Below are 12,872 nucleotides of genomic sequence, written 5' to 3'. Positions count from 1 at the left end.
TTTTTCCCAACTGAATAGCTAAATGAGCAGGCTCCTCAACATGCGCACTTGCCCCTTGCTCGAAAAGGAATTTGACATGCTCTGTCAAATCACGCTCTGAGGCATCGTGAGAACGAATAAGATGATTTAAAATAGTAGTTTGCTCGCCATTTCTTAAACAAAAAATCTGTCGTAAGAGTTTTGGCTTGGTTTCTAATTCTTCGAGAATAAGCTTTTTAAAAGCGTCCAAGCTATTCTCATCTTTCGTAGCAAGGATCTGGTCGATCTTATCGAATAAGTGCATATCCTTTTCCTATTCTAATATTTTTAGACAATTGACAAGCATATCGAAAACGCATATTACACAGTGGAAAAATGAAGATCAAAATAATTATTTAAAGACATGATATCTTTCCATCATCAAATCTGCGAAGTGCTCTACAGTGACACTAATATCATAAAAAACACTCATGATGCTACTAAAAATAGTGGCTATCTACTCCTTTAGATAGATAAGATCCCAAACACCATGCCCAAGACGGTTACCACGCTGTTCGAATTTGGTTAAGGGTCTGGTTTCTGGCCGCGGCGAAAAAGCCACCACTGCTCTCACTATTAGTTAAAGCCGGCTCAGCCGATAGAACAGCTTGCATATGCTCTGCATAGTCTTGCCAATCCGTTGCGCAATGGATAAATCCACCCGCTTTCACACAGCGCACTAATAACTTTACAAAATCAGCTTGAATCAACCGTCGTTTATGATGACGTTTTTTAGGCCAGGGATCGGGGAAAAAAATTTGCACACCTGCCAACGAGTTTTCAGCAACATGATACTTTAATACCTCCACAGCATCATGGGAAATAATCCGTACATTTTCAATGGCATACTCATGTAAATCAGCCGCTAAACTGCCAACGCCAGCGCGATGAACCTCTATACCAATAAAATTACGCTCTGGATGCTGCTGCGCCATGATTTTTAGTGAAGCCCCCATACCAAAACCAATCTCGACAACTGTCTCCGCCTCTCTGCCAAAAATTGCCTGTGAATCAAAAGGTTTGTCATTTAAAGGTAGTTCGTAAGCCGGCAAATACTGCATTAATCCCTGCTCTTGCCTGTTACTTAGCCGTCCAGCCCTTAAGACAAAACTCTTAATTGTGCGATGCATAAAATTTACTCAATTAGCTTTAATGCGCGGATTATAACCTCAAAAGAAAGATTTGTGTGCATTTACGAAGCGTTGATGAAAGAAAACCCCAACCGGTTGGCTAATCCTTGAGAGAAAAACATATCAGGTTGACACCAAGGCACCAAAAATTCCCGCATTGTATGCGGGCTACATTGATAATGCTCGATTCCGCAGGTCACGGGTCCATGGCCTGACAATCCATTTACCCTTGCATTATCGATAATTAATATAGTTCGGGGACAAAGTGTTTCTTTCCGATGTAATTCATATCCGATGAATAAAATTTACTCACCTGGCCTTTATGCGAGGATCCTGCCTCTCATGATTAGTTTTGCCAGCATTGACTAGGCTGGTTTATAAAAAGCAACGTGTTATTTGTTGGAAAAACAACCCAACACATTGCATAATGAGTCATTTTTTGCTATAAAACGCCTCTTGTATTTCACACCCGGCTAATTCGCTCGGCGAAGGCCCCGAATTTATACAAAACAGAATTAAAATCTATCGAACACTTCGGAGTAACAACATGTCAAGAGTATGTCAGGTTACTGGCAAGCGACCTACTACAGGTAATAATGTGTCGCACGCCAACAACAAAACAAGAAGACGCTTTCTACCCAATCTAAAGAAACACCGTTTTTGGGTTGAAGAAGAAAACCGTTTCGTATCTCTTCGAGTCAGCACGAAAGGTATGCGAATTATTGATAAATTGGGAATCAAAGCTGTTTTGGATAAGCTCCGAGCAAACGGCGAAAAAGTTTAATTGAGAGGAAACTACCATGGCAGCTGTCACTATCAAAGTTAAGATGGAATCAACCGCAGGTACTGGTTATTACGTAACAACTACCAAGAATCCGCGTAATCATCCTGAAAAAATGGAATTGAAGAAATACGATCCAGTCGTTCGTAAACATGTGATCTTCAAAGAGAAGAAAGTTAAATAAATCAATGATTGCCTCCATTTGGAGGCTTTTTTCTCGCTTTTTATTCCTTTATAGACCCAATAATAATCATTTGGTATTTTTAAAACTTATTGCTCTCAATAATGTCTTTTAGGGTTGAAAATGCCCTCATTCTCTACTGGATAATCGCCCTGAATCAGTTAAACTTAATAATAAAAGCGAAACAAAGAGGATTTGCATGAAACCTTCGTTGCAACTTAGTATCAGTCAGCAACTAACGCTTACCCCACAGCTTCAACAAGCCGATTCGTCTTCTACAACTCTCTACGCTCGATTTGCAACAAGAGATCCAACAGATAGTTGAATCCAATCCGATGCTAGAAGCCACGCCAAATGAAGAAAAAGAAGAGCCACATCTAGAAAGCGAAAAACGATCCCAAGAAGAGTTTTCCGATTTCCAATGGTCACAGCTTTATACCAGTCAAAACAAGCGCACAAATTTTGACGATATCGATTTCAATTATGAGAATCTTTATTGTGCGACAACCAACTTACAAGACCATTTGCGTTGGCAATTAGATTTAACACCGATGAGCGATATAGATAGAGTAATTGCGACAGCAATCATTGATGCAATTGATGATGATGGCTTTCTTACCCAGACAATGCTCGAATTACATACAAGCTTAGACAGTGAAGCCCATCCTTTGGATCTTGAAGAGATTGAAGTAGTTCGTCATCGCGTACAACATTTTGATCCTGTTGGCTGCGCTTCAAGTAATCTCGCAGAAACATTACTAGTCCAGCTTGAGCAATTACCAGATACAAGTAGTGATCTCGACCTGGCAAAGCGAATTGTACGTGACGATATTGAGCTGCTTGGCCATCATAACTATCGTCAATTAATGAAGAGTTACCAGGTTAATGAAGCCCAGTTGGATAGGGTATTACAAATCATTCAACGTTTAAACCCGAAACCAGGCGGTCTGATCCAGCAAAGCAATACTGAATATATTATTCCAGATATCATCGTAAAAAAATCGATGGTGAATGGCAGGTATCTTTAAACCAAAATACTTTACCGCGCCTAAGTATTAATAATCATTATGCCTCTCTGATCCAGCGAGCGGACAATAGTGCAGATAATCAGTTTTTAAAGAATAATTTGCAGGAAGCGCGTTGGTTTTTAAAAAGCATTCAAAGCAGACAAGAAACTTTGTTAAAAGTTGCCCAATGTATTGTTGAATATCAACAAGAATTTCTTGAGCATGGTGATGAAGCGATGAAACCACTCATTCTCAATGATGTTGCTCTTGCTTTAGATATGCATGAGTCAACGATTTCAAGGGTAACTACACAAAAATTTATGCATACCCCGCGCGGTGTGTTTGAGTTAAAATACTTTTTCTCCAGCCATGTTACAACAAATAGCGGAGGAGAATGTTCATCAACAGCTATTCGAGCAGTCATTAAAAAATTAATTGCCGCTGAAAATCGTAAAAAGCCGTTGAGTGATAGTAAAATTGCCCAATTGATTGGTGAGCAAGGCATTCAAGTCGCCCGTCGCACCGTGGCTAAATATCGCGAAGCCATGGGGATTGCACCATCAAATGAGCGCAAAACAATTCGTAGTTAGTTTTACTTCAACTGAAGGAGAGGATTATGCAGATCAACTTCACTGGTCACAATATCGATGTTACCCCTGCCTTAAAGGCTTTTACGGAAGATAAATTCACTAAATTGGAACGACATTTTGACAGAATTATTTCTATTCATGTGGTATTTGATGTAGAAAAATTAAGTCAGATCGCTGAAGCATCCATTTTAATTTCGAAAGGCAAAGTACACGCCCGTGCTGAATCTGAAGATATGTACGTAGCAATTAATACCTTAGTCGATAAATTAGATAGACAGCTAATAGAACATAAAGAAAAGATTCGTGAACAGTAATCTTTAATTTTGCTTCTTAGTCCTGGTTAGGTTGTAATCTCTTGATTTTTGACTACTCTATAAAATAATAAAATCAATTGATTGCAGCCTATGTAAAAAACAATATCTTCAAAAGGTTGTTTGTTGTGTACAGATAGCGTTAAAATAAACCTAGTTTTTCTTCTGGTCTGTAATCATGCAACTTTGCCATGTTATAAATCCAAATCGTGTTTATATTGATTCAACTTCACAAAGCAAAACAGCAGTACTTCTTAAAATCAGTCAATTATTAAGCCGGGAACAGCCTCAACTGGACGCACAAGACCTATTTGATGCCTATTGGAAAAGAGAATGCATGGGAAGCACGGCTATTGGACAAGGGATCACTATTCCCCATATCCGTGTACCAGGTATTACGCAACCACAAGCTTGTGTTATTAGATTACTTAATCCAGTTGATTTTGGGGCCACTGATAAACAACCCGTGGATCTGATCATTGGTTTAATAGTGCCTCAGGATCAACAAGTTGATCAACACCTACAACTATTAGCTTCAATTATCAAGCAATTCAGTGTCCCTTCCTTTAGAGATGCCTGCCGACGAATGACTGATGGTGAGGAGCTCTACAATCTATTAGCATCTGCAACCGTACAAACAGAAGAAGCTCTTTAATTGTTCTTACCTGATTAAAAATTAAAATCTTCTATTATTTTCTGTCATCAAAAATAATTATTGTCGATCTCCAAACCCTCGTGATTGTAGAAAATTGCTGCACGTGCTAAATTGTTGTCGTCATGATAAAAACTAAAATTACCATTATCAATAAATTGGGATTGCACGCTCGGGCTTCTGCGAAATTCGTTTCTACCACATCGAGATTTCAAAGTCATATTGACGTCACCAAAAATACACAGACCGTTAATGGCAAAAGCATTATGGGCGTTATGATGCTTGCCGCCAGTAAAGGTAGTGAATTAACCTTGCAAATTGATGGTCCAGATGAAGTAGAGATGGAAAAAGCGATTACCGAACTAATCAATAATCGCTTTGGTGAGGTAGAATAACTATCATCAATGAGAGCTTTCCACTCACCTGTATTAAGGCTCGTCAGACTGGCGTTTGCGTTGTTTGCGTACGCGGTGCAAAGCAAGCAACGTTTGCAAAGGGCCAGACAAAGCATAAATTACAAAACCAACAAATAGAACAACGGAAGGGTTTGCTGCAATGGCTACAAAGAGAATGACCATCACTAGAAGATATAGAAAAGGAACTTTTCCTTTAAAATCAATTTCTTTAAAACTGTAATAGCGTACATTACTCACCATAAGAACCGCCGCAACAACAGTAATAAATGCAGTCAGTATAGCGATCACAAAATGCTGCAATTCATTTTGGTAACAGAACCAAACAAAGGATGAAACAATAGCTGCTGCAGGAGGGCAAGCAAGGCCTTGAAAATAACGTTTATCTGCTGTTTCAACTTGGGTATTAAAACGTGCGAGACGTAAAGCCACTGCAGCAGTGTAAATGAACGCTACTAACCAGCCAATTTTACCTAATTGTTGCAGATTCCAACTATAAAGTAGTAAGGCTGGGGCAACGCCAAAGGTAACCATATCGGACAAACTATCATATTCAGCGCCAAATGCAGTTTGCGTATTTGTCAAACGAGCAATACGTCCATCAAGTCCATCAGCAACCATGCCAATAAAAATAGCGATGACAGCGACTTCATATTGCGCCTTTAACGAAGCAACAATCGAGTAAAAAGCAGCAAAAAGGCTTGCCGTAGTAAACAAATTAGGTAGCAAATATATTCCTGAATGGTTTTCTTTCTGATTCACAGTGAATGCTCATCTAAAATTAAATCGTTAGCATGCTAACATAATAATTGTCCTTACTGCCATTGCTTCGTTGTTTTACCAAGATGGTGCTATACTAGGCATACTGTTTTTAATATGCATCAAATATGGCCGAAGACTCCGAGAACAAAAAATTGTTATCGAAGGTGTTACTCCTCAAGGTAAGCCTTTTCGCCCCAGTGATTGGGCAGAACGAATGAGCGGAACGATGGCCAGCTTCAAAAACAGACGTATTCACTATTCTCCACTGCTGCAACCTAGCGTGAATACGGAAGGCTATAAATGCATTTTACTTGATCCCAAACTTAAAGAATCCAGTCCACAAGTCTATCAAGCCATTATTGATTTTGCTAAAGCTAACAATCTCAAAATTTGCGACGAGAATGATTAAGTTGCCGACTGTGCTCTGAGTAATATCTACCAGCCCTGAACAATATCGACGCACTCACTTCGCTTGTGACTGCAAACGAATAGAGATTTCATAATTACCATTCTCACTCATCAATTCAAAGCTATGAATATCACCAGCAGGACCAGAGGTCGTTATCAGACTATCGCTGCGATTCGGAATGCTCCAGCGTGTCTGTAAGGCTCCCCCTTCATTTTTTAACTGTATTTTTACTGAACCAATGAGATCATCATTATTCCAAGGAGCAGCATCTGCTTCATTCAAAGACAAAATGACTGTAACAGCTTCTCCTGCTGCCAACGTTTCAGACCACAAATTAACCCCTCTGATTTTATCCATAATTTGCGAAATCCAATGATTAGGTAGCTCAGGAATACGTGCATAATGGACAGGTTTTCCAGCACGATAGGTACTAATATCAAAATAAAGTTCATCACCGGCAGGTTCACCCGTTTTAATCACTTTAATGTGTTTTAAAATCAAACTTGGTTTCAGTTCAGTGCCTGTATTAGCAGCAAAAAGCAGAACAGGAAATAGAATTAAACCAGCCAAGACGCATTGATAATTCCTTTTCATCGCTACTCCTTAAGGCCACTGTGAACACAACCTTCTTGTTTTAATAGGTAAATACAATCATATACTTTATTTTAGCTGACAAACTGCATGCTGAATGCTTGTATTTTTCCCATTACCGTAGTTAAAAAGGCCGTGGTATTTTCAAAATTCATGGCTAAAATGCCTGCAAAAAGAAATGCCAGCCCTTTACCCCCCTGCTGTACTCCTGGTTCACTCGCTGTGACTAATAGTACGCAACCCCGAATAAACCAGATTAAACCCGCTGTCTGAATGACTAAGCCCATCGAACTATAAATATCATAAGGATTATAATTGGCATATTGCAAAACATTGCCCGTACCAAACGTAGTATTAGATAAATTTTGTACTGCCGTAGGCAAAAATAACAACGCGGAACCACCGATGATGTAGGCGAGGGGTACAAACATCCTTTCTTGAGAAGAAGAATTTGCCCGATGATCACCAATTTTCCTGAGTTTTGTTATGGCAGTCATGAAAAATACGATGCCAAGTAAATAAGCACCCCCTGAAAGAAGATGTTGCACAGGAAAGAGAGATCGGCTCAAATTGCCAATCATTGTGATTAAGTCAGTGCTATTCATATTCTAATTATATACTTAATTCTTCTATCAACTCTTGCAATGCATAATTTTTCCCCTATATTAGTGGGTTTCCTAATCAAGTTGTAATTATTATGCAAGTCAATACCTTTCCCATTACTCTGGAAGACGCTTTTATGCTTTCTTCAAAAGTAAACATTTTATTTTCAAAACTGAACAATCCCCACCATTTGCTTATCTTCCCGGGCAATTTATCACTATTCATTTTGAACGGGATGGTAAAATGCTCAAACGTAGTTATAGTATCGCTAATGTTCCTATACAAAACAATTATATCGAATTTGCAGCAGGTTATGTGGCTGACGGACCAGGTACTGATTTACTGTTCAACTTAAAACCAGGCGATAAAATCAATATTAATGGGCCCTTTGGACGCCTAATTCTCAAAGAAGAGATGCCTAAACGCTATATTTTGGTAGCAACCAGTACTGGCGTCACTCCTTATCGAGCGATGATTAATGAACTGAAAAAACGTTTACAAATTAATCCAGAACTTCGAGTTGTTATTCTGCAGGGAGTACAAAAGCATGAAGACATCCTTTATCTTGATGAATTTATTGCTTTTGCTGCTCAGTATCCGCAAGTCATTTTCCGCGCCCACTTGAGTCGAGAACAAGAAAGTACCTTAGGACCCCATGAATATAGAGGTTATGTGCAACACGCCTTTCCCGACCTGAATCTAAACCCCTCAGAAGATATGATTTATTTGTGGTGGAAATCCCGGTATGATCGACGATGCTTTCAATTATCTAAAAGATAAAGGGTTTGCTATGCAACAAATTATTCGAGAAAAATACATTTCAAGTCCTAGTAAATAACCGTTTTAACGAGAGGAGAATAAACTATTATGTATTACGATGAATTATCAGCAACGATGGACCATTTACTGCAAGATGGTAAAGGCATTTTAGCCGCTGATGAGAGCAGCGGTACGATTGGTAAACGATTTGAGGCAATTGGCCTTGAAAACACAGAAGAAAATCGTCGTACATATCGCCACTTGCTTGCCACTACGCCTGATTTGGAACAATACATTAACGCTGTCATCCTGTTTGAAGAAACGTTTCAACATAAAGATGATCAAGGAACAGCTATCGCTGACTTGTTTGCCAAGAAAGGCATTATTCCAGGTATTAAAGTAGACAAAGGTTTAGTCACTTTAGCCAATACTGATAATGAAAAAGTAACCCAAGGTTTAGATGGTCTGGTTGAACGCCTGGAGCATTTTAAAAAATTAGGTGCAAAATTTGCAAAATGGCGCAATGTTTATACCATCAGTGAATACACGCCTAGCTTAACAGCTATTAAAGCAGGGGCTGAAATGCTTGCTCGCTATGCTGCAACCTGTCAATCAGTCGGTATTGTTCCTATTGTTGAACCAGAAGTGTTGATGGATGGAAATCATTCCATTGAACATTGTGCCGAGGCCTGCGAAATGGTACTGCATGAGCTTTTCCATGCTTTATTCATTCACCAGGTTGATTTAGAGCACATCGTCTTGAAACCAAGTATGGTGACTTCGGGTAAAGAAACTGCTCCGTTTAGCTCAGCAGAAGAAGTTGCCGATTACACCATTAGTGTCTTCCGCAATAATGTACCGGCCGCAGTCCCAACCATTAATTTCTTATCTGGCGGTCAATCACCGCAACAAGCTACTGCCAATCTGAATGCAATCAATAGCACAGGTTATCAACCCTGGAATCTGAGTTTCTCTTATGGAAGAGCGTTACAAGAAGATTGTCTACAAGCCTGGGGCGGCAAACCTACTAATATTAAAGCAGCCCAAGACGCCTTACTTAAGCGCGCACGCTTAAATAGTGCAGCTTGTTTTGGTGAATACCAAGGAAATATGGAATAAGGACTTGAGGAAGCGGCACCCTACTTGCCGCTTCCTTATTGTTAATTTGCACCAAATGGTTACTGGACTTACGTGAAAATTTGAGAGCGAGACAAAACTGGATTTTAATGAAGAGCTCGGGATTTTGCGTAAGTCCTGTGCTAAATAAATTCAAAACGAGCCAGTAAGGGCACGTGATCTGATAACATGCGCCAAGGTTTGCCTTTTAAGCAATATACATCCGAAACCCGCATTCCACGAAAATAAATCCGATCTACACAAAAGGCTGGTTGTATTGCTGGGAATGAGCGAGCATGACGACCTTTCATGCTGTAAAAGGCCTCATTAATACCTAATTCTTCCGCCAATGGTTTTGATAAATGATGACGCCAGTCATTAAAATCACCAGCCATAAGCAAAGGTTCATGTTCTGGTACTGCTTCACTGATTCGCTGCATCAATGCATTACACTGCGAGAAACGTTCTGTCTTGAATAAACCAAGATGAACGCAAAGTAGATGGACATTAATTTGCTGTTGCCCTTCTCCTATTTTGATCTGACTGTGCAATATACTACGCGAAGCACGATTCATTGAAGATAAATTAATATTCTCGAATCGATCGAAAGGATATTTACTTAAAATGGCATTCCCATGATGGCCTGATTGATAAATTGCATTTTTTGCATAAAGATAATGAGGCCATATTTTTTCTGCAATGTATTCAAATTGAGGGGCATCAGGCCAGGCACCAATGCGTTTTTCCCGTCGCCTATGCTCGCCCTGAACTTCTTGCAGAAAAACAAAATCAGGACTTAAGGTTAATAACGCCTCTCGCATTTCAGGTAATAAAAAACGTTTACTAAAACCAAAACCCTTATGAATGTTATAGGTTATAAGAGACAGGCTTCGTTGTTGTTTTTGCATGGCAACACTAAAAATTTTAAAACCCATGAATTAAGCATACCACTAACCGCAGTAATAAGCGGTAACTAACACCTACTTTTATCATTCTGCTGGTTTAGGTAACATGAATGATTAGACGATTTTCTTTATTATCCGTTTATGAACGCATTCACTGTTACCATACCTGGGTTTACTATTGCAGGTAAAGCTTGGGGAAATCCCGCATTACCTCCTATGTTGGCTCTACATGGTTGGCTTGATAATGCCAATTCCTTTGATCTATTAGCCCCTTATCTAGAAAAACAATTTTATTTGCTCGCTGTTGATTTGCCTGGCCATGGCCATTCTTCTCATCTGCCTGAGGGCTGCTACTATCACTTCAGCGATGGTATTTTTACCTGTTTACAAATTATTCAGGCTTTAGGATTCAAACATTTTCACTTGTTAGGACATTCAATGGGAGCCTGCCTGGCCAGCCTGATTGCTGGGATTGCAGCAGAACAAATCCTTTCATTAATTTTGATAGAGGGCTTAGGTCCTTTTTCTCAACCAGAACAAACTTGCCGCAAACAATTGACGCAATATCTCCATCATCTTAAAGGAGATGATAAAGAAGCCAAACCTTATCAATCTGTTGATTTAGCTGCTCAAGCACGTGCTAAACGGGGTTATTTATCACTTGAACATGCACAAATTATTTGTCAACGAGGCCTCGTTAAAAAGAAAGAGTCATTTTATTGGCGACATGACCGACGCTTATTAAATCCAACGCCGTTATACATGACCGAAGGACAAATATTAGCCTGCTTACAAGGTATTACTGCCAGAAGTCTTTTGATTTTGGCTGATAATGGCTTTGTTTTTAAAGATTTTGACATGCAAGAACGTATAAAGGCAGTTAACAATCTACAGATAAACCAAATGAAAGGTGGTCACCACATTCATATGGAGCAACCAGACGCCATAGCACAACGTCTGGTCAAATTTTATGATATTAGATAGAAGGGAGCGGAATTGGCTTAGGGTTCTCACATAGTTGATAATTAATAGCAACTGCGTTCAGTGTTTTCTTTAACTCGCTTAGAGAGTAACCTAAATCTTTTGCCGCTCGCAAAACGCCACAGCCTCCTTCATCAAACGTTGAATAAGGGGTCCAATAATCCATATTGGCTTTGATCATCACATCAAACGCTTTACGCGTATTCCAATCAGATTGATTAGCCATCAAATAGAATAAACGGTTAAACACGCCGCTTGAATGATGGACATCCAATCCCCCATAATATTCATCTGCGGAATCAATGGAATGGCCATCACGACTTGGCTTGTCCATGTATCGAAAAACATCACGTCCACTGTTTTCTTTCACAATTTCCGCACCAATCAACCAATTATTTTTCCACTTGAATAATATTCAGCAGCTTGTGCAGCCATATCAGAAAATGATTCATTCATCCCGCCTGACTGACCAAAATACTCTAATGCTGAATGTTGTTCGGTGAAACCATGGCTAATTTCATGACCTCCAATACCTAGTGAGACTAAAGGGTACATCGTGGCATCACCATCTCCAAAAGTCATTTGTCTACCATCCCAATACGCATTCTCATAGCCTTCGCCATAATGAACACGCATCACTATTTGCATGGGAGAACCATTCCTTTTGACTAAAACTTCAACACCATACCAATCATGGTACATACGCTTAATGACATAGCCTACATATAGAGCATCATTAGTAGGTGAAAAAGCACCATTTTCTCTATCATATCCATCCGATTTATAACCAGTCCAGAATGCATCAGCTACCGTATTACCATTCTTTTTGCAATTAAATTTCATCGGATCATTTGGAGAAAAATAATCATGCTCCATATCAACTACTTTTACATGTTCATTTTCCATATAACAGCGTTCTTTTTATTATCACGAGTTATTTCAAGAAAGGGATAGTTTTTACCAAAAACATACTCTCCAATTTTAGTATTGCCGCCAAATCCAATTCCTTTCACAGCTGTACGAACGGCTGTTTTAATATCATTCCATTCCACAAAAGGTTTCAGTGATTTCGCATCAAGGATGGCTGTTGGTCTCTCTGGAATTTGATGATCATAACGTACAAAAACACTGGCTTTATATGCCCAATGAGCTTGATGTTTATCATCAATATAAATGATAGGAGTTATCTGCTCTTCACTCACGTCTTTGTTTTCAAATTTTGCTTTAAACTGTTGCAATATTTTGTTGGAATTTTTAACAAAATCTTCCGGGGGCTCCCCTAATTCCACCTGCAAGCCACGATAGACTGTACCATTCATTTGCACATCTTTTTGTGTATTTAACAAGTTATTTATAGAGCTATCACTATGCATAATGGCATAACCGCCAAAGACAAGGAAACCAGCATAGTACTGTTGCATACGAACATGTCTTACCTGATTTTTGTCTTTGTGTTGCTTTACGAATTGTAAAACATCAGCAGAGGCAGAATTGACAGGCTTTACATTCGGTAATGACAGATAAAACTGCTGCTGTAAATGTTGCAATGAAACCTGATCTAAAGGAAGTGGCTCAGCCGCGTTAGCGGAAGAGACTAAGGTTAAAGCCAAGCAAGCGGCTACAGGGGATAAATGAAAATTTATACGCATTAATCTTTCTCCTT

At 39.3% G+C, this 12,872-nt stretch carries 13 protein-coding genes and 3 pseudogenes; 10 read left to right on the top strand and 6 right to left on the bottom strand.

Features of this window, described 5'->3' with window-relative positions; translation table 11 throughout:
- Positions 1–475: 475 nt before the first annotated feature.
- A pseudogene (trmB, locus tag BN58_RS22655) lies at positions 476–1,148 on the bottom strand (tRNA (guanosine(46)-N7)-methyltransferase TrmB).
- A gap of 547 nt (positions 1,149–1,695) precedes the next feature.
- Here trmB and rpmB point away from each other — a divergent pair.
- The 6 genes and pseudogenes from rpmB (at position 1,696) to BN58_RS06205 (ending at position 5,065) form a co-directional block, all read left to right on the top strand.
- Positions 1,696–1,932 carry a 50S ribosomal protein L28 gene (gene rpmB / locus BN58_RS06230; RefSeq protein ID WP_019216096.1) on the top strand — a complete coding sequence of 79 codons (237 nt, stop codon included), beginning with the start codon at positions 1,696–1,698 and terminating at the stop codon, positions 1,930–1,932.
- Positions 1,933–1,948: 16 nt separating this feature from the next.
- Entirely contained in the window at positions 1,949–2,113 is a 165-nt protein-coding gene (gene rpmG, locus BN58_RS06225) for a 50S ribosomal protein L33 (protein ID WP_019216095.1), read from the top strand.
- Between the two features lie 196 nt (positions 2,114–2,309).
- Positions 2,310–3,707, top strand: a pseudogene (locus tag BN58_RS35845) (RNA polymerase factor sigma-54).
- A gap of 26 nt (positions 3,708–3,733) precedes the next feature.
- A complete protein-coding gene (hpf, locus tag BN58_RS06215; protein WP_019216094.1) occupies positions 3,734–4,021 on the top strand; it encodes a ribosome hibernation-promoting factor, HPF/YfiA family in 288 nt (95 codons plus the stop codon).
- A gap of 175 nt (positions 4,022–4,196) precedes the next feature.
- Positions 4,197–4,673, top strand: a complete 477-nt coding sequence (locus tag BN58_RS22645) for a PTS sugar transporter subunit IIA (protein ID WP_019216093.1) — start codon at positions 4,197–4,199, stop codon at positions 4,671–4,673.
- 122 nt (positions 4,674–4,795) lie between these two features.
- Positions 4,796–5,065: an HPr family phosphocarrier protein gene (locus BN58_RS06205; protein ID WP_019216092.1), complete on the top strand. Its 270-nt coding sequence runs from the start codon at positions 4,796–4,798 to the stop codon at positions 5,063–5,065.
- Positions 5,066–5,098: 33 nt separating this feature from the next.
- Here the strand turns inward: BN58_RS06205 and pssA are convergent, their stop codons facing one another.
- Complete coding sequence (pssA, locus tag BN58_RS06200) at positions 5,099–5,845, bottom strand: CDP-diacylglycerol--serine O-phosphatidyltransferase (protein WP_026069301.1); 747 nt, start codon at positions 5,843–5,845, stop codon at positions 5,099–5,101.
- A gap of 118 nt (positions 5,846–5,963) precedes the next feature.
- On the opposite strand from pssA, the gene BN58_RS06195 reads away from it, so the two are divergent.
- Positions 5,964–6,254, top strand: a complete 291-nt coding sequence (locus tag BN58_RS06195) for a DUF3579 domain-containing protein (protein ID WP_040916205.1) — start codon at positions 5,964–5,966, stop codon at positions 6,252–6,254.
- 54 nt (positions 6,255–6,308) lie between these two features.
- On the opposite strand, the gene BN58_RS06190 is transcribed toward BN58_RS06195, so the two are convergent.
- Both BN58_RS06190 and BN58_RS06185 read right to left on the bottom strand, forming a co-directional pair.
- Positions 6,309–6,848 carry a hypothetical protein gene (locus BN58_RS06190; RefSeq protein WP_019216089.1) on the bottom strand — a complete coding sequence of 180 codons (540 nt, stop codon included), beginning with the start codon at positions 6,846–6,848 and terminating at the stop codon, positions 6,309–6,311.
- A 71-nt stretch (positions 6,849–6,919) separates the two neighbouring features.
- On the bottom strand, positions 6,920–7,450 hold the full coding sequence (locus tag BN58_RS06185) for a hypothetical protein (protein WP_019216088.1): 531 nt from the start codon (positions 7,448–7,450) through the stop codon (positions 6,920–6,922).
- Positions 7,451–7,610: 160 nt separating this feature from the next.
- On the opposite strand from BN58_RS06185, the gene BN58_RS22640 reads away from it, so the two are divergent.
- Both BN58_RS22640 and BN58_RS06175 read left to right on the top strand, forming a co-directional pair.
- A complete protein-coding gene (locus BN58_RS22640) occupies positions 7,611–8,228 on the top strand; it encodes an FAD-binding oxidoreductase (protein ID WP_332247935.1) in 618 nt (205 codons plus the stop codon).
- Positions 8,229–8,315: 87 nt separating this feature from the next.
- Positions 8,316–9,326, top strand: coding sequence for a class I fructose-bisphosphate aldolase (locus BN58_RS06175; RefSeq protein WP_019216087.1), 1,011 nt, complete (start codon positions 8,316–8,318; stop codon positions 9,324–9,326).
- A 140-nt stretch (positions 9,327–9,466) separates the two neighbouring features.
- Here BN58_RS06175 and BN58_RS06170 read toward each other — a convergent pair whose 3' ends face one another.
- The gene (locus BN58_RS06170) at positions 9,467–10,231 is read right to left on the bottom strand and encodes an endonuclease/exonuclease/phosphatase family protein (RefSeq protein WP_026069299.1); all 765 of its coding nucleotides are present in this window, start codon (positions 10,229–10,231) and stop codon (positions 9,467–9,469) included.
- Positions 10,232–10,369: 138 nt separating this feature from the next.
- Between BN58_RS06170 and BN58_RS06165 the strand changes: the two genes are divergently transcribed.
- On the top strand, positions 10,370–11,212 hold the full coding sequence (locus BN58_RS06165; RefSeq protein ID WP_019216085.1) for an alpha/beta fold hydrolase: 843 nt from the start codon (positions 10,370–10,372) through the stop codon (positions 11,210–11,212).
- Here the strand turns inward: BN58_RS06165 and proA are convergent.
- A pseudogene (gene proA, locus BN58_RS22635) lies at positions 11,205–12,858 on the bottom strand (zinc metalloprotease ProA). The gene BN58_RS06165 and the pseudogene proA overlap by 8 nt on opposite strands.
- Between the last annotated feature and the right edge of the window lie 14 nt (positions 12,859–12,872).

The sequence above is a fragment of the Legionella tunisiensis genome (assembly GCF_000308315.1).
Taxonomy (GTDB): Bacteria; Pseudomonadota; Gammaproteobacteria; order Legionellales; family Legionellaceae; genus Tatlockia; species Tatlockia tunisiensis.
This window is presented reverse-complemented; position numbering and strand designations above follow the sequence as displayed.